We start from the raw sequence: 21,251 nt of genomic DNA, 5'->3' as shown, positions 1-21,251 counted from the left end.
GTGCGGGGCTAGGCCGGCGCGGCTGTCAGCCGGACCGGCGTGACGCTCCCGATCCCGGCGAGGTCCCGAGCAGCGAGCGGTTCGACCACGAACCGCGCGTCGCCGGCCAGCACCTCGGCTGTCGCGGTGTCGGTCAGGACGGTGCTCGGCTCGGCGATGTCGGTGAGCCGGGCGGCGAGGTTGACGTGCGGCCCGAACACGTCGCCGAACCGGGACAGCACCCGCCCCCACACGAACCCGACGCGGACGGGTGTGACCCCGCGCGCGCCGTCGGCGAGCCCGCCGATCTGCTTGGCGACGCCGACGTCGAGCCCGCTGCCCAGCTCGTCGGCCAGCCCGAGCGCGATGCGGGCGCCAGTCGCGGCGTCGTCGGCGACGAACAGCACGGCGTCGCCGATGGTCTTGACCACGCGGCCGCCGGCGCCGGTGACGATGTCCCGCGCGGCGGCCTCGAAGCGCTGGACGAACTGCGACAGGTCGGTCGACCCGAGCCCGGCGGTGCGCCGCGTGAACGAGACCATGTCCGCGAAGCCGACGGCCCGCGCGAGGGGCAGGGCCGTCCGGTCACCGGCGTCGGCGCCGCGCAGGTGCCCGAACTCGGCGGCGTACCGGCCGGCGATCGCGGACAGCTGCCGGCGGTAGGAGTGCACGAGCTGCGCCTCGAGCACGGGCGCGAGGTCGGCGAGCCGGTCGAGCACGAGGAGCCGCGCGGTGGTGTCGTCGAGCTCGTAGCGGTCGGCCATGTCCTCGACGAGCGCCTCGACCTGCCAGAGCGCGAGCCGGTCGGACGTGTGGCCGAGGGCGCGGGTGACGGTCATGACGGTCTTGATGTCGAGCCCGTGCTCGCGGACGAGAGCGGCGGCGCGGTCGACGGCCTCGGCGTCGCGCTCGGTGTAGACGGCGTCGTCGGCGGCGGCGTGCGGGAGGCCGAGCGTGGTCCAGAAGCCGCGGACGACGTCGAGGTCGATGTCGGCGCGGGCGGCGAGGTCGCTCGCACTGAGGGTGCGTGGCCCGCCGAGCAGCGCGGCGTCGAGCTCGCCGACGGTCGACTCGACGACCTCGAGGTCGTGCGCGTCGGGCGCCTCGGGGGTGGGAGGCGCGGCGTCGGCGCCGCGGCTGGCAGGGTCGTCGGGCACGCGTCGAGGGTAGTTCACCCCGCGTCGCGGACGTGACGCACGTCACCCGCGAGGACGTGGTGCGTGTCGCCCGCGTCGTCGACGAGCAGCAGGGCGCCGTCGTCGTCGAGCCCTTGCACGAGCCCCGTCGTGGACCCGCCGCCGGGCTCCTCGACGCGGACGCGGCTGCCGATCGTGCCGCACACCGCGGCGACCTCGTCGGCGAGCCCGGACGCCCGCGCGTCCCCGCCGGCGACGCGCCACCGGCCGGCGACGTGGTCGAGCGCGGTGACGAGCGCGACGAGGAGCCCGAGCCGGTCGACGTGCTGCGCGCCCGCGAGCGCGAGCGACGACGCGGACTCGACCGGCAGCTCGTCGGCGGTCTGCGACACGTTGAGGCCGATCCCGATGACGACGGCGGGATCGTGCCCGGGCGGAGCGGGCACGACCTCGGTGAGGATGCCGCCGACCTTGCGGTACGCCCCCCAGCCCTCGACGGCGCTTCCCGCCGGGACGAGCACGTCGTTGGGCCACTTGAGCAGCGCGGGCACGCCCGCGGTGGCACGGACGGCCGTCACGGCACCGAGCCCCGCGAGCAGAGGCAGCCACCCCCACCGTTCGACGGGTGCGTGCGGCCGGATGACGAACGAGCAGGTCAGCGACGTCCCGGCGGGCGTCTCCCACCCGCGTCCCGCGCGGCCTCGGCCACCGGTCTGGTGGTGCGCGACGAGCAGGCCCGTGTCCGGCCACGCCTCGGGGTCGGCGCGCAGGGCGTCGACGACGTCGGTGTTCGTGGACCCGGTGCTCTCCACCACGTCGACACGGGCGAGCGGCCCGTCGGGCGCGACGAGGAGTCGGCGGAGCTCGGCGACGTCGAGGGGGGCGCGGGGGTCGTCGGACGGCATGGCGCCCATGATGACGTGCGACCGTCCACCACGCACAGGCCCGTCCGTTGTGGGATCCCGACGACCGCGGGCCCGCAACGCCGTGATCGCCCTGCACGCGCATGGTGGGGTTCCACAACTAGCCTCGGTCGGGTGACCCAGATCGACGACGCCGCCGACACGTCCGCCACCCCGCCCGCGAGCGGAGGCGCGGCCGGCACGACCGCCACCCGCCTGGCCGACCTGGCCGAGCGGCACGCCGCCGCCGACGCCGCCGAGCAGGCCGCGGTCGACAAGCAGCACGCACGCGGCAAGAAGACCGCCCGCGAGCGCATCGACGCACTGCTCGACGAGGGCTCGTTCACCGAGCTCGACGCGTTCGTGCGGCACCGCTCGCAGAACTTCGGGCTCGACAAGAAGCGCATCCCCGGTGACGGCGTGGTCGTGGGCCACGGCACGGTCGACGGTCGGCCGGTGTGCGTGTACTCGCAGGACTTCACGGTGTTCGGCGGCAGCCTCGGCGAGGTGCACGGCCAGAAGATCACCAAGGTGATGGACCTGGCGCTGCGCACGGGCGTGCCGCTCGTCGGCATCAGCGACGGCGGCGGCGCGCGCATCCAGGAGGGCGTCGCGGGCCTCACGCAGTTCGCGGAGATCTTCCGCCGCAACGTGGCCGCGAGCGGCGTGGTGCCGCAGATCAGCCTCATCCTCGGCCCGTCCGCGGGCGGCGCGGTGTACTCCCCCGCCCTGACCGACTTCATCGTCATGGCCGACGGCACGTCGAACATGTTCATCACGGGCCCCGACGTGATCCGCGCGGTGACCGGCGAGGACGTGGGCTTCGAGGAGCTCGGCGGCGCGACGACGCACAGCACCCGCTCGGGCGTCGCGCACTACATGGCGTCCGACGAGGACGACGCGATCGACTACGTGCGCTCGCTGCTCGCGTACCTGCCGGCGAACAACCTCACGGACCCGCCGAGCTACCCGCACGAGGCCGACCTGTCGGTCACGCCCGAGGACGAGGAGCTCGACACGCTCGTCCCCGACTCGGACACGCAGCCGTACGACATGCGCACCGTGATCGAGCACGTGCTCGACGAGGGCGTGCTGCTCGAGGTGCAGCCGCTGTACGCGCAGAACGTCATCATCGGGTTCGGGCACGTCGAGGGGCACCCGGTCGGGGTCGTCGCGAACCAGCCCATGGCGATGGCCGGCACGCTCGACATCAACGCCGCCGAGAAGGCCGCCCGGTTCGTGCGGACGTGCGACGCGTTCAACATCCCGGTGCTCACGTTCGTCGACGTCCCGGGCTTCCTGCCGGGCACCGACCAGGAGTGGAACGGCATCATCCGGCGCGGCGCGAAGCTCATCTACGCGTACGCGGAGGCGACGGTCCCGCTGGTCACCGTCATCACCCGCAAGGCGTACGGTGGCGCGTACATCGTCATGGGCTCCAAGCAGCTCGGCGCGGACGTCAACCTCGCCTGGCCCACGGCCCAGATCGCGGTGATGGGTGCCGGTGGCGCGGTGAACATCCTGCAGCGCGGGGCGCTCGCCGCGGTCGCGAAGGACGGCGGGGACGTCGAGGCCGAGCGTCGGCGCCTGACGGCCGAGTACGAGGAGGCGATCGTCAACCCGTGGGACGCAGCCGACCGCGGCTACGTCGACGCGGTCGTCGAGCCGTCGCGGACCCGCACGGAGATCACCAAGGCGCTGCGCCTGCTGCGCACCAAGCGCGCGAGCCTGCCGCCCAAGAAGCACGGCAACATCCCCCTCTGAGAGGAACCACCCGTTGAACGACCACGACCACGACGACGACCACGAGCACTCGCACAGCACCGAGCCGCTGACGGGCATCGACGCGACCGAGCTGCACGCGGCCGTCGAGCTGCTGAGCGCCGCGCTGCACGGGTACGTCGACACGGCGGTCGGGGTGCGGGCCGAGTTCGGCGCGCACGAGGCCGACGAGGATCCGCGCGTCCTGTCGCTCGAGGGCGAGATCGGGGCGCTCAACGCCCGCCTGTACGACCTGCTGCACGACCAGCTCGGCATGCACGCCGACCTCACGGGGATGTCGTGGGGCGACGAGGAGGAGACCGACGCGGACGCGCCGCCGACGCCCGACGCAGTCGACACGTTCCACGTCGGGTTCGTCGTGGGTCCGCAGTCGCAGGCGTCGGACCTGTCGCTCGACTCGGTGCTCGACCTCATCGACGGCGGAGGCGCGGACATCGCGCAGCGACTGGTCGACGCGGGCTTCACGGTCTCCGAGTGGGGCGTCTCGCGCGGCGCGCCGGTGCTGTTCGAGGAGGACGAGGACGAGGACGGCGGGTCGTGACCGACGCGCACGTGCAGGTGGTGCGGGGCACGCCGGACGACGTCGAGCTCGCGGCGCTCGTCGCGGGGCTGCTCGCCGCCGGCTCGGACGAGCACCACCACCCGGACGCCGACGCCCCGGTGACGTCGGCGTGGAACGACCGCCGGCGCACGGTCCGGGGCGGTGGCCCCGCACGTCCGGGACCGGACGCGTGGCGCTGGAGCCTGCGGGACTGACTCGGGAGGCGGGGCGCGTGGCCGCCGAGCCCACGTCCGGCGCGTCGGCAGACGGCTCGTGCACGGCTCACGCGGGCGTCCGGCCGGCTGCCCCGCGCGTCCCCGGGACGCTTCAGCCGCTCCCTACCGCCCAGTAGGGTCGGGCGGGTGACGACGACGCCCACCTCGCGTGAACCCTCCCCCATCGACGCCGTGGCCGAGGCCTACCTCGACACGTACGCCAGGCTCGACCCGTTCGCGGCGACGAGCATCGGCATCGCGGGCCACGACCACGAGTCCACCGACTACTCTCCGGCCGGTCACGCGGCCCGGGTCGACGCGGCCCGGTCGACGCTCCAGGCCCTCGACGGCCTCTCGCCCCGCGACGAGGTCGACGACATCACGCTCGCCGCCATGCGCGAGCGCCTCGGCCTGTACGCGGAGCACGACGCGGCCGGCGAGACGCTGCGCGACCTCAACAACATCGCGTCGCCCGTGCAGGGCATGCGCGACGTGTTCGACCTCATGCCGACCGGGACCGTCGAGGCCTGGGAGAACGTCGCCGCCCGTCTCAACGCGCTGCCCGGCACGGTCGAGGGCTACGTCGAGTCGCTGCGCGCGGCCGCGGCCGCCGGGAACGTCGCCGCCGTCCGGCAGGTCGTCGAGGCGGCGCGCCAGGCCGAGGAGCTCGCCGACCCCGCCGAGTCGTTCTTCACGTCGTTCGTCTCCGGCAAGGAGGCGGCCGCGGTGCTCGACGACTCGGCGTCCTGCTCGCTCGTGCGCGCCGAGCTGGAGCGGGGTGCGGCCGCCGCCCGCGGCGCGTACGCGAGCCTCGCCGCGTTCCTGCGCGACGAGCTCGCGCCGCAGGCTCCCGAGCAGGACGCGGCGGGCCGCGAGCGGTACTCGCTGTGGTCCCGCACGTTCCTCGGCGCCACGGTGGACCTCGAGGAGACGTACGCGTGGGGCGTCGACCAGCTCGACCGCGTCATCGCCGAGCAGGAGGCCGTCGCGGCCGAGGTCGCCGGACCGGGTGCGAGCGTCGAGGACGCCGTCGCGAAGCTCGACCAGGACCCGAGCCGCCAGCTGCACGGCACCGAGGCGCTGCGCGCGTGGATGCAGGAGACGTCCGACGCCGCGATCGACGCGCTCGACGGCCGCCACTTCGAGATCCCCGCCCCCATGCGCACCCTCGAGTGCCGCATCGCCCCGACGACGACCGGCGGCATCTACTACACCGGCCCCAGCGACGACTTCAGCCGCCCCGGCCGCATGTGGTGGTCCGTGCCGCCGGAGGTGACCACGTTCAACACGTGGCGCGAGAAGACGACCGTCTACCACGAGGGCGTCCCCGGGCATCACCTGCAGGTCGGCCAGGCCGTCTACCAGCGGGCCACGCTCAACGGCTGGCGCCGGCTCATGTGCTTCACGTCCGGCCACGCCGAGGGCTGGGCGCTGTACGCCGAGCGGCTCATGGCCGACCTCGGCTTCCTCGACGACCCGGGCGACCGCCTCGGCATGCTCGACGCGCAGCGGCTGCGGTCCGCCCGCGTGGTGTTCGACATCGGTGTGCACCTCGGGCTGAAGGTGCCCGAGCGCTGGGGCACCGGCACGTGGGACGCCGACAAGGGCTGGGAGTTCCTGCGGGCCAACGTCAACATGCCCGAGCCGTTCGTGCGGTTCGAGTGGAACCGGTACCTGGGCTGGCCCGGGCAGGCGCCGTCCTACAAGATCGGCCAGCGCCTGTGGGAGCAGACCCGTGACGAGGCCGCGGCGGCCGCCGCCAAGCGCGGCGAGGAGCTCGACCTGCGGGCGTTCCACGCGCGGGCGCTCGGCATGGGGTCGCTGCCGCTCGACGTGCTCAAGGCGGCGTTCGCGGGCTGAGGCTCGCAGGACGACGACGGGGCGGGCGCCGTGACGCGCCCGCCCCTTCGTGTCGCACGTTCGCGTCAGGATAGGAGCGACGACCCGTACTTCGCGACGACCATGATCGCGATGACGACCAGGAACGCGATCGTCACGAACCAGTCGTTGCCCGACGCCACGAAACGGCGCAGCGGCGCGCCGCGCGGACCGGGGAAGAGGTGCCCGTCGCGGACGCAGATGCGGGTCAGACCCGCCCAGACGACCGTCGTCGTGAGCGTGATCAGCAGGCACCACGGGCACAGCGCGCCGATCACGGCCCACGCCTCGTAGAACAGCCACATCGCGAACAGGAAGCCCAGCGTGTAGATCGTCTCGGCCGCGAGCATGAACCAGCGCGGGAACGTGACCCCGCCGATCATCGCGACCGCGACCGTGATGACGACTGCCTCCGCCGCGATGCCGAGGAACGCGTTGGGCCACCCGAACAGGCTCGCCTGCCACCGGCTGGCGACCTCCGCGCAGCTGATCACCGAGTTGAGGTCGCACGCGAAAGTCGAGTCCGGGTCCTTCGCGAGCGTGATCGCCTCGATCGACAGCACGAACGACGTGTACAGGCCGATGACGCCGGAGATCGCCATCTCGATCGCGGTCCGTCGGCGCCATGCGAGCGGCGCCGGGCGCAGCAGGTCGGGGTCGTCGTCGACGAGATCGAGGTCGTCGTCCTCGTAGGCGTCGTCGAGCGCGTCGAGGTCGGGGTCACTCCCCTGGCTCGTCGGCGTGGCCGCGTCTGTCACAGCGTCTCCTTCGTTGCCGTCCGCGACCCGGTCCGTGCCGCGTCGTCGCTCACCAGCCGCCCATTCTGCCCCGGCGACCTGTGCGCCGGGACCGGACGGAGGACCTAGTGGCCGCAGATCGCGGGCTCGGGCCTCGGGAGGGCGCGCTCCCGACCGCGGGACCGCCGGCGGGGGCCGCGCGAGGCGTGCGCCCGACGCTCCGACGCGCCCCCGTGCGACGCCGCGCCCGTTCGTTAGGCTCGCGGACCGTGACCCGTCTGCTGCTCGCCTCCGCCTCGCCCGCCCGCCGTGCCACGCTCCTCGCGGCCGGCATCGACCCGCTCGTCGCGGTCTCCTCGGTCGACGAGGTGGCGGTGCTCGAGGCGGCCCGCGCCCGCTTCGGCGACCTGGACCCCGCCGACGCGGTCCTGGTGCTGGCGCAGGCGAAGGTCGAGGACGTCGCCCGGTCGCTCGCGGACGGTGACCTCACCGAGCGGCTCGGGCTCGACGCGGACGACGCGGACGACGAGCTGCTGCTGCTGGGCTGCGACTCGATGCTCGAGCTCGACGGCGAGATCCTCGGCAAGCCGCTCGACGCGGACGACGCGGTGGCCCGCTGGCGGGCGATGCGGGGCCGCCGGGGCGTGCTGCACACGGGGCACTGGTTGGTCGACGAGCGCACGAGCGGCGAGGGCGGCGCCGGTACGGGCGGCACGCTGGGCGCGACGTCGTCGACCGTCGTGCACTTCGCGGACCTGTCCGACAGCGAGATCGCGGCGTACGTGCGCACGGGCGAGCCGCTCGCCGTCGCGGGCGCGTTCACGGTGGACGGGCTGGGCGGCCCGTTCGTCGAGCGGATCGAGGGCGACCACCACGGCGTCGTGGGCCTGAGCCTGCCGCTGCTGCGCGAGCTGCTCGGTGAGATCGACGTGACGATCCCGAGCCTCTGGCGCGACCACGCCTGACCGTCCGGCCACACGGACCGCGTGGCGGACCTTGTCGCCTCCGGACAACCGGGGACGCGTACGAGGCGGCTCGTCACGGTGTCGTCGTCGGATTCCTACAAAACCGCCCGGGGGCGGGTTGGGCGGTTCCCCAATCTTGGGCGGGTGAGCTCCGTCCGCCGCGGCCAGGCACGCGGTGCGCGTTACGGTGAGCCGTGCCCGCCATCTCCAAGGTCCTCATCGCCAACCGCGGTGAGATCGCCGTCCGTGTCGCCCGCGCCTGCCGCGACGCCGGCATCGCCTCCGTCGCCGTCTACGCCGACACCGACCGCGAGGCCCTGCACGTCCGCACCGCCGACGAGGCGTTCGCCCTCGGGGGCGCCCGGGCCGCCGAGACGTACCTCGACATCGCCAAGCTGCTCGACGTGGCCCGCCGCGCCGGTGCCGACGCCGTGCACCCGGGGTACGGGTTCCTCTCGGAGAACGCCGACTTCGCGCGTGCCGTGATCGGCGCGGGCCTCGTGTGGATCGGCCCGCCGCCGTCGGCCATCGAGTCGCTCGGCGACAAGGTGAGCGCGCGCCACATCGCGCAGCGCGCCGGTGCCCCGCTGGTCCCCGGCACGCCGGACCCGGTGTCCGGGCCCGACGAGGTCCACGCCTTCGTGGCGCAGCACGGGCTGCCCGTCGCGATCAAGGCGGCGTTCGGCGGCGGCGGTCGCGGTCTCAAGGTCGCCCGCACGGTCGACGAGATCGACGAGCTGTTCGAGTCCGCGGTCCGCGAGGCGACGGCCGCGTTCGGCCGGGGCGAGTGCTTCGTCGAGCGGTACCTCGACAAGCCGCGGCACGTCGAGACGCAGTGCCTCGCCGACGAGCACGGCACGGTCGTCGTCGTCTCGACGCGCGACTGCTCGCTGCAGCGTCGTCACCAGAAGCTCGTCGAGGAGGCGCCCGCGCCGTTCCTGTCCGACGACCAGCGCAAGCAGCTCGTCGAGTCGAGCATCGCGATCCTGCGTGAGGCCGGCTACGTCGGCGCGGGCACGTGCGAGTTCCTGGTGGGGCTCGACGGCACCATCTCGTTCCTCGAGGTCAACACGCGCCTGCAGGTCGAGCACCCGGTGACCGAGGAGATCAGCGGCATCGACCTGGTGCGCGAACAGCTCCGCGTCGCGCAGGGCGAGCCGCTCGGCTACGACCGCGTCGAGACGCGCGGCCACTCGATCGAGTTCCGCCTCAACGGCGAGGACCCGGGCGCCGGCTTCCTGCCCGCCCCCGGCAAGATCACCACGCTGAACTTCCCGGCCGGTCCGGGCGTACGCGTCGACTCGGGCGTCGTCGAGGGCGACACCGTGTCGGGCATGTTCGACTCGATGATCGCCAAGCTCATCGTCACGGGCGCCGACCGTCCGCAGGCCCTCGCGCGTGCGCGCCGTGCACTCGCCGAGCTCGAGGTCGTCGGCATCCCGACCGTGGCGCCGTTCCACCGCGCTGTCCTCGACGCCCCCGAGTTCGCGCCCGCGGACCCCGAGCAGCCGTTCGGCGTGCACACCCGCTGGATCGAGACGGAGTTCGCCGACCGGCTGGCCCAGCTCGCCGCCGCCCCGGCACCGGCGCCCACCGAGGACGACGAGGAGCCGACGACGACGCTCGAGCGCGTCGTCGTCGAGGTCGGCGGCAAGCGGCTCGAGGTCGTGCTGCCCGCCGCGCTGGCCCTGGGCCGTGGCCCCGGCGGCCCGGCCCGACCGGGTGGCGCCGGCTCGCGCGGCCCGGCGGCCCGCCGCCCCGTGCGTCGCGGACCCGCGAAGGCGGCCGCCGGCAACGGCACGGTGCTCGCCTCGCCCATGCAGGGGACAATCGTCAAGGTCGCGGTCGAGGAGGGGACGCAGGTGGCCGAGGGCGACCTGGTCGTCGTCCTCGAGGCCATGAAGATGGAGCAGCCGCTCGTCGCCCACCGGGCCGGGACCGTGACCGGTCTGGCCGCGGGCGTCGGGTCGAGCGTGAGCGCCGGTACCGCGATCTGCGAGATCGTCGGCTGATCGCGTTGGGCGACGGCACGTCGGCCGACCCGCGCACGGGCACGCCGCCGGCCGACGCGCGCACAGGCACGCCGGGGCGCGACGCGCCCGTCGACGTCCGGCCCGTGCCCGACGGTCGCGTCCCGACCGCACCGGCCGTCGGCGGCCCTCCCTCCGGCGTGACGCACCACCGGCAGCCCGGCGACGGCTGGGTCGAGTGCGCGTGCGGCCGCCGGCACTGGGGCCTGCACGGCGCCGCGGGCCTGCTCCTGACCCGCCGGGACGCGCACGGCCGCCCGCTCGCGGTGGTCCTGCAGCACCGCGCCCCGTGGAGCGACCAGGGCGGCACGTGGGCCCTGCCGGGCGGTGCACGGACGCCGCACGAGTCGGCCGAGGACGCGGCGCTGCGGGAGGCGGCCGAGGAGGCGGGGATCGACCCGACGGTCGTGCGGGTCCGCGGCACGAGCGTGCTGACGCACCCCGACTGGTCGTACACCACGGTCCTCGCCGACGAGCTCGCGCCCGTGGCGCCGGCGGCGACGGATGCGGAGAGCGTCGAGGTGCGCTGGGTGCCGGTCGAGGACGTCGACCGCCTGCCGCTGCTGCCCGCGTTCGCGGACGCGTGGCCCGACCTGCGGCGACGCCTCGAGGAGCTCACCGGCGCGGCGGACGGGCCGTAGCGGGACGGGTCCGGCGGCCCGTCCACGGCATGACGAGGCTCACACACGCATCCTCGGACGACCGTCGCGCGGCACCACCGGCGGGGAGTATCGTCCCCGACGGTGAGGTAAGCCTGCCCTCACCGAGCACGACGCAGTCACCCGCTGAGAGACGTCCCCCGCACCACCCCTCGCCGGTCCGCGGCGCAGGGTGCGGCGCCCCACCGACGGAAGCACACATGGTCGCGAACTACCTGATCGGACTCCGCGAAGGCCTCGAGGCCGCGCTCGTCGTCTCGATCCTCGTCGCCTACCTCGTCCGCACCGGACGCCGCGACCTGCTCCCCGTCCTGTGGGTCGGTGTCGGCATCGCCGTCGCCGCGTCGCTCGCGTTCGGCGCGATCCTCACGTTCGGCCCTCAGGGGCTGTCGTTCGAGGCGCAGGAGGCCATCGGCGGCACGCTGTCGATCGTCGCGGTCGGGCTCATCACCTGGATGATCTTCTGGATGGCGCGCACCGCGCGGCACCTCAAGTCGGACCTGCAGCACAAGCTCGACGACGCGGTCGCCGCCGGCAAGCGGGCCGTGGTCGTCATGGCGCTGCTGGCCGTCGGGCGCGAGGGCCTCGAGACCGCGCTGTTCCTCTGGGCCGGCGCGCAGGCGACGAGCGGCCGGTCCGGCACCACGGGCCCGCTCGTGGGTGCGGCGCTCGGCCTGGCCAGCGCGGTCGTGCTCGCGTGGCTGCTCTACAAGGGCGCGGTGAAGATCGACCTGCGACTCTTCTTCGGCTGGACGGGCACGTTCCTCGTGCTCGTCGCCGCCGGCGTCCTGTCGTACGGCGTGCACGACCTGCAGGAGGCCGGCATCCTCCCCGGCCTGCACACCCTGGCGTTCGACGTCTCGTCGACCGTCCCGCCGACCAGCTGGTACGGCACGCTCGCGAAGGGCGTCTTCAACTTCACGCCGGCCACCACGTGGCTCCAGGCCGTCGCGTGGGTCGCGTACGTGGTCCCCACGATGTTCTTCTTCGTCCGCATCGCGTGGGCGAAGCCGCCGGCCCGCCCGGTCCAGGCCGCCGCCCCCGCCGTCCCGGTCGCCGCCCCGGCGCGGTGACCCGCTGATCCCCCGGGCGCCGGGCTCGTCCCCCGCCGCCGTCGCCCCGCACCGACCGCCGTCGGCGTGCGCGCCGCGCACCCGCACGCTCCCGAGGAGTTCGATGTCCCGCCGATCCGCCACCGCGCTCGCGCTGGCCGCTCTTGTCCTGCCGCTCACCGCCGCCTGCGTGCCGAACGACGCGCCCGGCGGACGGGTCGGCGTCGACGGGTCCGCTCACCGTCCGGTCCACGGCGGACGCGTGCGAGGTGTCCGCGACGTCGGTGCCGGCCGGACCCGTGACGTTCTCGGTGACGAACGACGGCGACGACGTCACGGAGTTCTACCTGCTCGGCGAGGACGGCCTGCGGGTGGTCGCCGAGGTCGAGAACATCGGACCGGGCCTGAGCCGCGACCTCGTCGCGCAGGTGCGTCCCGGCACGTACTTCACGTCGTGCAAGCCGGGCATGGTCGGCGACGGCATCCGCGCCGAGTTCACCGTCACCGAGTCCGACGCGGCCGTCACGCCGACGGGCGACACGGCCGACCAGCTCGCCGCGGCCGAGTCCCAGTACGTCGCCTACGTGAAGGACCAGGTGGGCGCGCTCGTCGCCGCGACGCAGCAGTTCGCCGACGCGTACGCCGCGGGCGACGACACGAAGGCCCGCGACCTGTACGCGTCGACGCGCGTGCACTGGGAGCGGATCGAGCCCGTCGCGGAGTCGTTCGGCGACCTGGACCCGCTGCTCGACCTGCGCGAGGCGGACCTCGAGGACGGGCAGACGTGGACCGGCTGGCACCTCGTCGAGAAGGACCTCTGGCAGCCGACGCCCGACGCGAACGGTGGCGTCGCGTACACGCCGCTCACGCCCGAGCAGCGCAAGGCCGCCGCCGACGACATCGTCGCGAACACCGCGAAGCTGCAGGCGCAGGTCACCGACCCGGGCTTCACGTTCGAGGCGTTCCAGATCGGCAACGGCGCCAAGGAGCTGCTCGACGAGGTCGCGACCGGCAAGGTCACCGGCGAGGAGGAGATCTGGTCGCACACCGACCTGTGGGACTTCCAGAGCAACGTCGACGGCGCACGCGTGGCGTTCGAGGTGCTTCAGGACGTCGTGACCGACAAGGACCCCGACCTGGCCGCGCAGCTCGACGAGCGGTTCGACGCGCTCCAGTCGCTGCTCACCGCCCAGGGTTCGGTCGAGACCGGGTTCACGTCCTACACCGACCTGACGGACGCGCAGGTCAAGGAGCTCGCCGCCGCCGTGGACGCCCTGTCCGAGCCGCTCTCGCGGCTGACCGCGACGGTCACGAGCGCCTGATCCCGCCGACCTGACACCGCTGACCCGACACCGCTGACCCGACACCGACCGGAGCCGCCCGTGTCCGCACCCACGGACCCGCACGACGAGCCGACCAGCGCAGCGTCGCCGACCGACCAGGCCATCCCGGCCGGGCGCGGCCCGGCGATGTCCCGTCGCGCCCTGCTCGGGCTCGGTGGCGGCATCGCCGCGGGTGTCGCGGCCGGGTTCGGGCTCGCGCGGACGACCGGCGTCGCGGAGCCCGCGACGGCCGCGGCGCCGATGTCCTCCGGCCCGGGCACGTACGCGTTCACGGGGGCCCACCAGGCGGGCATCGTCACCCCGGCGCAGGACCGGCTGTACCTCGCGGCGTTCGACGTCACGACGACGTCGCGCGACGAGCTCGTGGCCCTGCTGCGCCGGTGGACGACGATCGCGGCCCGGCTCACGCAGGGCCTGTCCGCCGGCCCGTACGGCCCGGCGTCGGGCCCGTACGACGCCCCGCCGGACGACACCGGAGAGGCTGCCGGCCTGCCGCCCGCGGGCCTGACGATCACGTTCGGCTTCGGCCGGTCGCTGTTCGTCGGCACGCCCGCCCCCGACGGGACGCCGGGGACCGACCGGTTCGGCCTCGCCGGCAAGCTCCCCGGCGGGCTCGTCGAGCTCCCCCACTTCGCGGCCGACAACCTCGACCCGGCGCGCAGCGACGGCGACCTCGTGGTGCAGGCGTGCGCGGACGACCCGCAGGTCGCGGTGCACGCGATCCGCAACCTGTCCCGGGCCGCGTTCGGTGCGGCGACGATCCGCTGGACCCAGCTCGGGTACGGCAGGACGTCGTCGACCAGCACGAGCCAGCGCACCCCGCGCAACCTGTTCGGGTTCAAGGACGGCACCGCGAACGTCAAGGCCGAGGAGACCGACGCGCTCGACGAGCACGTCTGGGTGCCCGCGGGCGCGGCCGCGCAGGACACCACCGACTCCGCGTGGCTGACCGGCGGCAGCTATCTCGTGGCGCGCCGCATCCGGATGCGGATCGAGACGTGGGACCGCACGTCGCTGCGCGAGCAGGAGGGCCTCGTCGGGCGCACGAAGGGCGAGGGCGCTCCCCTGTCCGGCGGCCACGAGCACACCGAGCCCGACTTCGCGCGCACGGGCCGCGGCGGTGCGCCCCTCATCCCGGTCGACTCGCACGTCCGGCTGGCGCACCCGGACCAGAACGAGGGCGTGCGGATGCTGCGCCGCGGGTACAACTTCACCGACGGCAACGACTCGCTCGGCCGGCTGGACGCGGGGCTGTTCTTCCTCGCGTTCGTGCGCGACCCCCGCACGCACTACATCCCGATGCAGACGCAGCTCTCGAGCCACGACGGGCTCATGGAGTACCTCGAGCACACGGCCTCGGGCCTGTTCGCCGTCCCGCCGGGGGTGCCCGACGGGTCGCTCCGACTGGGCGCCGACGGCACGCCGGTGACGACGGACGACGGTCCGTTCGTCGGCGAGGCGCTGTTCGCCTGACGTGCGGCTCGGTCGCGTTCGCGCGGGCCGGGCGCGGCGGCCGGAGTAGCGTGCGGCCGTGACGACGACGCCGGACCGACACCCCCGACGCCTCCGCCGGACCGGGACGGCCGGCGCCGACGGCCCGGGCACCGGCCGCCGCCCGGCCCCCGCGACACCCCCGGACGCCGGTGTGCCGACCCGGGTGTGGCTTGTCGCGTCCCTCACGGTGCTCGCCATCGAGCTCGTCCGCGCGAGCGGGCCGTTCCTCGACCGCTGGTTCGCCGTCGGCACGGCCGCGGCCGGTGCGGCGGCCCTCGGGACGTATGCCGGCGCCGGGCTGGTCGCCGCGGTGCTCCTGCTCGTCACAGGTCGCCGGTCCGGGGTGCCCGGCGGGCGCACGCTGCTGGTCGGCGTCACGGTGCTCGCGGTCGCGCGGCTGACGCTGCAGGCGCTCGACGGGCTCGCGCTCGACGTCGTCGGGCTCGTCACCGTGGCCCTCGCGGTCGGCGTGCTCACCCTGGCCGTGGCGTTCGTCGCCGGCCGGCCGTCCGGCGGGAGGCAGGCGTCGATCGGGCTCGTCGTCGGCACGGGCCTGTCCGTCGGCCTGCAGCTCGTGCTGGGCACCTGGGACGCCGTGTGGCGGTCCGGGGACGTCGGGTGGGTCGTGGCCGCCGTCGTCGCCGTCGCGCCGCTGACCGCGGCCCGGGCGCTCGTCGTGCCCCGGAGGACGTCGGCGGCAGCCGCCCCGGTCGGCGACGATGCCACGCAGGTGGCGGGCATCGACGCGACGGGCCGCCCGCGCCGCCTGTGGGCGATCGGCCCCTACCTGGCCCTCGTCGCGATGGTGCTGGGCAACCCGGCGTTCGCCGCGTCCCAGTCCGACGTCGCGCAGGGCATCGCGGGCCTCGTGCTCGTGCTGGGCACGACCGTCGGCGCGTGGCTGCTGCTGCGCCCGGACCCGTGGCCCGCCGCGGTCCGCGTCACCGCCGCCGTCCTGCTGGTGGTCGCGACGGCCGTCGCGCTGCTCGTCTCGGGCCCGGCGGCGCTCGTCGCCGTCGCCGTCCTGGAGGTCGTCGTCGGTCTGGTGCTCACCGGCGCGCTCAGCACGCACCGCCCGGCCCCACCCGGCATCCCTCGGACCGCGGGCGCGGTCGCCGTCACGGGGCTCGGCGTGATCGGCCCGCTGCTGCTCTACATGCTCGACTACGACGTGCCGCTCGGGTTCGACAACGCGTGGGTCATGGTCGTCGCGGCCCTCGTGCTCGCGCTGACCGGGCTGCGCCGACGGACGCCCGGCACGGCACGAACCCCGCAGGAGACGATGCCCGCAAGGGTGAGCTCCGTGCGGCTGCTGCTGCTGCCGGCGGTCGTGCTGGCGCTCGTGGGCCTGGTCCCGTCGACGACGACCACGACGGGCGCGTCCGTCCCCCCGCGCGCGGCGGACGACACGCTCACGCTGGTCGACTGGAACCTGCACTACGGCGTGTCGCCGCTCACCGCGGTGGACCTCGAGGCCGTCGCGCGGACCATCGAGGCGCACGACCCCGACGTCGTGACGCTGCAGGAGGTCGAGCGCGGCTGGATCCTCGGCGGCGGCGCGGACGTCGCGACGTGGCTCGCCCGCCGGCTCGACATGACGATCCGGTTCGCGCCGGCCGCCGACCGCCAGTTCGGCAACGCCGTGCTGGCCCGGTCGGACCTCACCGACGTCGTCGTGCACCCGCTGCCCTACGGCGCCGGGCCGCAGGAGCGGTCCGCGCTGGCGACGACGCTCACGACCGCGAGCGGCACGCCCCTGCGCGTCACGTCCGTGCACCTGCAGCACCGCGCCGAGAACACGCAGACCCGCCTCGACCAGCTCGAGACGCTGGTTGCCGCCGAGCCCGTCACGGGCCCCGCCGTGCTGGCTGGCGACCTCAACGCGACGCCGGGGTCGCCCGAGCTGACGCTCCTGACGGACGCCGGGTGGATCAGTGCGGTCGACACCGCAGGCGACCCCGACGCCCTCACCGAGCCGAGCACCGGCCCGACCGAGCGCATCGACTGGGTGCTCGGCCAGGGTGTGACCTTCCGGTCGGCGACCGTGCTCACCGAGCCGCGCGAGTCCGACCACCTGCCGCTCGTCGTGTCGCTGTCGGTGCCCTGACCTGCTGACGGGCGCACGACGACGGGGCGCACCCCCGGCGAGCTGCCGGGAGTGCGCCCCGTCGATGTCGTGCCGGGTCAGCTCGACGCGGTGAGCGCCGCCCAGGTGCGCTGACCGACGACGCCGTCCGCGAGCAGGCCGTGCGCGCTCTGGAACGACCGCACGGCGACCGCGGTCTTCGGGCCGAACACGCCGTCGACGGTGATGCCGAGCAGCTGCTGGATGGTGGCGACCGCCTGGCCGTGCGCGCCCATCCGGACGCCGCGGTTGATGACCGCACGCGGCACCGACGTCGACGTCACAGGCGCCGCACCGACCCCGCCGTTGGCCGCGTGGACGATCGCCGCCCAGGTACGGGCGCCGACGACGCCGTCCGCGACCAGGCCGTGCGTGCGCTGGAACGTGCGGACCGCGGAGGCCGTCTGACGTCCGAAGACACCGTCCGCCGTGGCGCCGACGACCCGCTGGATGATCTGGACCGACGGGCCGGCCGCACCCGTACCGATGCCCCGGTTGACCAGACCGGCGGGGATCGCGGACAGGCTGAGCACGGGAGTCGGCGACACCACCGGGGGCGCCGGAGGCGCGGTGGGCGGGACGACCGGGCTCGCCGCCGTGACGTCCCACTCGTACGTGAGCACGTCGGAGTACTCGTCGCCGAGGACGGCCGCGACCATGATCTTGTGGTGGCCGACCGACAGACCGGTCAGCGTGAACTCGGTGCCGTCGACGGACTGGGCGTCCGCCGACTGGGCCCCCTCCGGCAGGTCGAGCACGTACTCGACCGCGGCGCCGTCGGTCACGGCCACCGCGAAGTGCGCGGAGGTCGAGGGGGACGACGCGGCGGGCTTCGACACCCACGTGATCGTCGGCACGACCGCCTCCGGTGCGGCGACGACCGTGAAGCCGATCGTCAGCGGCGTGGACGCGTTGCCCGCGGTGTCGGTCGCGACGACCACGAGCGTGTGCGCGCCGAGCCCCAGGTCGAAGAACGCGACGTCGTCGCCGTCCTCTCCGACGACCGGCGCGCCGTCGAACGTGTACGCCCATGTGACGTCCTCGTCGGCCGTGAACGCGAAGTACGCGTCGTCGCCCTCGACGAGGTTCTCCGACCCGTCCGGGCCCGCTGCCTGCTGGATCACCGGCGCCGTCTCGTCGGCCGGGGCGGCCTCCGCGACCTCGATGGTCAGCGTGTGGTTGCCCGTGGCGTTGTCCAGCGCGTCGAACGCACGGACCACCACGGTGTGGGTGCCGGCCGTGAGGCCGGTGACCGTGTACGTCGGCTCCGTGGTGTCGACCGGGACGCCGCCGTCCACGACGTACGTGAACCGCACGGCGTCCGCGTCCGCGTTCGCGCTGACCACCACGACGTCGCCCTCGACCGGCTCGACCGGCGAGTAGTCCGGCTCGATCGCCGGGGCCGTCGTGTCCGTCGTGAACGCGCCCGAGTCGAGGGGCGTGCCGTCAACCTGGACGACGTACGTGTGGTCGCCGTCGAGGACCGCGGGACCGGCGACCGCCCACGAGCCGTCGACGGGGTCGGAGCCGGCGGCGAGGATGGCGGACCCGTCGACGAGCACCTCCACCAGGGCGCCGGGGGCGGCGGTGTGGCCGGAGAAGTCCGGGGTGTCGTCGTTGGAGATGCTCGCGGGCTTGACGTCGACCGAGTCCGGAGCGGGCGTCGCGAGGGCCGGTGTCACGGCGCCGACGGTGAGCGCGGCGACGATGACGGCGCTCGCGCCGGCAGCAGCCCCGCGCGACGCGCGCAGCGGCGCCTTGGCGGAGGGCTTGGCGTGACGGGGACGGGTGGTGCGTGCAGACATGCGGACTGCCTTCCTGTCGGGAGCCGTCGAGAGGGCTCGCACTGCGCCCATCGGCGGCGATCGCGGTGTCGTCAGCAGTCCAGGGAGTGACGTCACGCGCATTCGGGTGGTCCCGTCGAGTCCCTCGGGTGACACGGCAGGCACTCGGGCGGTCGTCGGGTGGTCCTCGGGTGGGCGGCCGTGCGTCCGGCGGGAGATGCTCGGAGCCATGGATGCCCGGTACCGCCTGCCGTCCCGCCCGGTCGCCGACCCGCGCGCCGTCGTCTCGGGCGACGGCTTCCGGGTCACGGTCCTCACCGACGGCCTGCTGCGCCTCGAGTGGTCGCCCGACGGCGGGTTCGAGGACCGCGCGTCGACGTTCGCGCTGAACCGCGAGCTGGCGGTGCCCGAGTTCCGGGTCGTGGAGACCGACCGGCACGTCGAGATCGTCACCGACCGCCTGCACCTGGTGTACGACCGGGGACCGTTCACCACGAGCGGGCTGTCGGTCGCCGTCCGCGGCGGGGTGAGCTCGTACCACTCGGTGTGGCGGTACGGCGACGACGGCGGCCTCGGTGGCGACGGCAACCTCGGCGGCACGGTCCGGACGCTCGACGGGGTCGACGGCGGGATCGACCTAGACCCCGGTGTCGTGTCCCGTGTCGGCTACGCGGTGCTCGACGACTCCCGGTCGTTCGTGTTCGACGGCGACTGGGTCGCACCCCGTGACGGCTCGCGCACGGACCTGTACGTCTTCGCGTACGGCCTGGACCACCGGGCGGCGCTCGACGCGTTCCACGCCGTCTCCGGCCCGGTGCCCGTGCTGCCGCGCTGGGCGCTCGGCAACTGGTGGAGCCGGTACCACCGGTACTCGGCCGACGAGTACACGGCGCTGCTGTCCCGCTTCGAGCGCGAGGGCGTGCCGTTCTCCGTCGCGGTCGTCGACATGGACTGGCACGTGGTCGACGTCGACCCGTCCGTCGGCAGCGGCTGGACGGGCTACACGTGGAACCGCGACCTGTTCCCCGACCCGCCGGCGTTCCTCGCGTGGCTGCACGCGCACGGTCTGCGGGTCACGCTCAACGTGCACCCCGCCGACGGCGTGCGCTCCCACGAGGACGCCTACCCGGAGATGGCTGCCGCACTCGGGCTGGACGCGTCGACGGGCGACCCGATCGCCTTCGACGTCACGGACCCCGACTTCCTCGCGGCCTACTTCGACGTGCTGCACCGCCGGCTCGAACGCGACGGCGTCGACTTCTGGTGGATCGACTGGCAGTCCGGCCCGCACAGCCGCGTCACCGGCATCGACCCGCTGTGGATGCTCAACCACTTCCACTTCCTCGACTCCGCACGCGACGGGCGACGGCCGCTGACGTTCTCCCGGTACGCGGGCCCTGGCAGCCACCGCTACCCCGTCGGGTTCTCCGGCGACACCGTGGTCTCGTGGGCGTCGCTCGACTTCCAGCCCTTCTTCACCGCGACGGCGGCGAACATCGGCTACGGCTGGTGGAGCCACGACATCGGCGGGCACTGGCACGGCAGCAAGGACGACGAGCTCGCGACCCGCTGGGTCCAGCTCGGTGTGTTCTCCCCCGTGCTGCGCCTGCACTCGTCGGCCAACGCGTTCATGACGAAGGAGCCGTGGGCGTTCGGGCCCGCCGCCCAGCAGGTCATGACCGACCACCTGCGGCTGCGGCACCGCCTCGTGCCGTACCTGCACGCCATGAACCACCGCGCCGCGCGCGAGAACCGCCCGCTCGTCGAGCCGATGTACCACGCGTGGCCCACCGACCCCGAGGCCTACGACGCACGGCAGCAGTTCCTGTTCGGCACCGAGCTGCTCGTCGCGCCCGTCACGTCGCCCGCCGACGCCCGCACCCGCACGGGCGCCGTGCGTGCGTGGCTGCCGCCGGGCACGTGGGTCGACGTCCTCACGGGGCTGGTCTACGACGGCGGCCGCGGGCTCGTGCTGCACCGCGACCTGTCGACGATCCCGGTGCTCGCCCGCAGCGGCGCGATCGTGCCGCTCGACGCCGACCCCGTGCCCGGCGCCGACCCCGTCAACCCCGTGTCGCTCGAGGTCCTCGTGGTCGTCGGCGCGGACGGTGCGTTCACGCTCGTCGAGGACGACGGCACGGGCGACGGGCTCGACGAGGCGCATGTCGTCCGCACCCCGTTGCGCCTCGACCAGGCGACCGGCACCGTCACCGTCGGGCCGGCCCTCGGCGACGTGTCCTGCGTCCCGGCGGAGCGCGCCTGGACGGTGACGTTCGTCGCGCTCGACGAGCCCGACGGGGAGATCGTCGCGCGCGTCGACGGCACCACCGTGGAGTGCCTCGTCGAACGGTCCGACGACCGCCTCCGGGTGCTCGTCGACGCCGTGCCCGTCGGGGCGACGCTGACGGTCGACGTCGGCCCGTGCCCGCGGCTCGCAGCGAACGACGTGGCCGCCCGGCTGTTCGCCGTGCTCGACCGCGCGCACACCGAGTACGACGTCAAGCCACGGGTGCACGCGATCGCGACGTCCGACGCCCCCCTGTCGGTCCGGGTGTCGCACCTCGTGGCCCTGGACCTGGAGCCTGCGCTCCTGACGGCGCTGCTCGAGGTCCTGCTCGCGCGAGCCTGA

At 74.4% G+C, this 21,251-nt stretch carries 16 protein-coding genes; 12 read left to right on the top strand and 4 right to left on the bottom strand.

Translation table 11 applies throughout. The features are described 5' to 3' along the window. Positions 1–8: 8 nt before the first annotated feature. The gene (locus J7523_RS08775) at positions 9–1,136 is read right to left on the bottom strand and encodes an adenylate/guanylate cyclase domain-containing protein (RefSeq protein WP_291885031.1); all 1,128 of its coding nucleotides are present in this window, start codon (positions 1,134–1,136) and stop codon (positions 9–11) included. A gap of 14 nt (positions 1,137–1,150) precedes the next feature. Beyond that, entirely contained in the window at positions 1,151–2,020 is an 870-nt protein-coding gene (locus J7523_RS08770; RefSeq protein WP_291885029.1) for a biotin--[acetyl-CoA-carboxylase] ligase, read from the bottom strand. A 141-nt stretch (positions 2,021–2,161) separates the two neighbouring features. On the opposite strand from J7523_RS08770, the gene J7523_RS08765 reads away from it, so the two are divergent. The 4 genes from J7523_RS08765 to J7523_RS08750 all read left to right on the top strand — a co-directional run bounded on the left by J7523_RS08765 (position 2,162) and on the right by J7523_RS08750 (position 6,415). Then, the gene (locus J7523_RS08765) at positions 2,162–3,781 is read left to right on the top strand and encodes an acyl-CoA carboxylase subunit beta (protein WP_291885141.1); all 1,620 of its coding nucleotides are present in this window, start codon (positions 2,162–2,164) and stop codon (positions 3,779–3,781) included. Positions 3,782–3,794: 13 nt separating this feature from the next. Then, positions 3,795–4,340, top strand: a complete 546-nt coding sequence (locus J7523_RS08760; protein WP_291885026.1) for a hypothetical protein — start codon at positions 3,795–3,797, stop codon at positions 4,338–4,340. Continuing rightward, positions 4,337–4,555, top strand: a complete 219-nt coding sequence (locus J7523_RS08755; RefSeq protein ID WP_291885023.1) for an acyl-CoA carboxylase epsilon subunit — start codon at positions 4,337–4,339, stop codon at positions 4,553–4,555. The genes J7523_RS08760 and J7523_RS08755 overlap by 4 nt, the downstream gene beginning before the upstream one ends. Before the next feature lie 147 nt (positions 4,556–4,702). Then, on the top strand, positions 4,703–6,415 hold the full coding sequence (locus tag J7523_RS08750) for a DUF885 domain-containing protein (RefSeq protein ID WP_291885020.1): 1,713 nt from the start codon (positions 4,703–4,705) through the stop codon (positions 6,413–6,415). Positions 6,416–6,480: 65 nt separating this feature from the next. On the opposite strand, the gene J7523_RS08745 is transcribed toward J7523_RS08750, so the two are convergent. Continuing rightward, complete coding sequence (locus J7523_RS08745) at positions 6,481–7,191, bottom strand: vitamin K epoxide reductase family protein (RefSeq protein WP_291885017.1); 711 nt, start codon at positions 7,189–7,191, stop codon at positions 6,481–6,483. A gap of 248 nt (positions 7,192–7,439) precedes the next feature. On the opposite strand from J7523_RS08745, the gene J7523_RS08740 reads away from it, so the two are divergent. The 7 genes from J7523_RS08740 (at position 7,440) to J7523_RS08710 (ending at position 16,820) form a co-directional block, all read left to right on the top strand. Next, on the top strand, positions 7,440–8,135 hold the full coding sequence (locus J7523_RS08740; protein WP_291885014.1) for a nucleoside triphosphate pyrophosphatase: 696 nt from the start codon (positions 7,440–7,442) through the stop codon (positions 8,133–8,135). Between the two features lie 194 nt (positions 8,136–8,329). After that, positions 8,330–10,147, top strand: coding sequence for a biotin carboxylase N-terminal domain-containing protein (locus J7523_RS08735; protein WP_291885012.1), 1,818 nt, complete (start codon positions 8,330–8,332; stop codon positions 10,145–10,147). A 5-nt stretch (positions 10,148–10,152) separates the two neighbouring features. Further along, complete coding sequence (locus J7523_RS08730) at positions 10,153–10,806, top strand: NUDIX domain-containing protein (protein ID WP_363266711.1); 654 nt, start codon at positions 10,153–10,155, stop codon at positions 10,804–10,806. Positions 10,807–11,024: 218 nt separating this feature from the next. Next, positions 11,025–11,897: an iron uptake transporter permease EfeU gene (gene efeU / locus J7523_RS08725; RefSeq protein ID WP_291885010.1), complete on the top strand. Its 873-nt coding sequence runs from the start codon at positions 11,025–11,027 to the stop codon at positions 11,895–11,897. A gap of 143 nt (positions 11,898–12,040) precedes the next feature. Continuing rightward, on the top strand, positions 12,041–13,198 hold the full coding sequence (gene efeO, locus J7523_RS08720) for an iron uptake system protein EfeO (protein WP_363266709.1): 1,158 nt from the start codon (positions 12,041–12,043) through the stop codon (positions 13,196–13,198). Between the two features lie 147 nt (positions 13,199–13,345). Continuing rightward, the gene (gene efeB / locus J7523_RS08715; protein ID WP_291885137.1) at positions 13,346–14,692 is read left to right on the top strand and encodes an iron uptake transporter deferrochelatase/peroxidase subunit; all 1,347 of its coding nucleotides are present in this window, start codon (positions 13,346–13,348) and stop codon (positions 14,690–14,692) included. Positions 14,693–14,750: 58 nt separating this feature from the next. After that, the gene (locus J7523_RS08710) at positions 14,751–16,820 is read left to right on the top strand and encodes an endonuclease/exonuclease/phosphatase family protein (protein WP_291885008.1); all 2,070 of its coding nucleotides are present in this window, start codon (positions 14,751–14,753) and stop codon (positions 16,818–16,820) included. A gap of 77 nt (positions 16,821–16,897) precedes the next feature. Here J7523_RS08710 and J7523_RS08705 read toward each other — a convergent pair whose 3' ends face one another. After that, on the bottom strand, positions 16,898–18,643 hold the full coding sequence (locus J7523_RS08705; protein ID WP_291885005.1) for a peptidoglycan-binding protein: 1,746 nt from the start codon (positions 18,641–18,643) through the stop codon (positions 16,898–16,900). A 208-nt stretch (positions 18,644–18,851) separates the two neighbouring features. Here J7523_RS08705 and J7523_RS08700 point away from each other — a divergent pair, with 208 nt between their 5' ends. Beyond that, positions 18,852–21,251 (top strand): TIM-barrel domain-containing protein, encoded by a 2,400-nt coding sequence (locus tag J7523_RS08700; RefSeq protein WP_291885002.1) that lies wholly within the window; start codon positions 18,852–18,854, stop codon positions 21,249–21,251.

The sequence above is a fragment of the Cellulomonas sp. genome, assembly GCF_017744555.1.
GTDB lineage: Bacteria > Actinomycetota > Actinomycetes > Actinomycetales > Cellulomonadaceae > Cellulomonas.
This window is presented reverse-complemented; position numbering and strand designations above follow the sequence as displayed.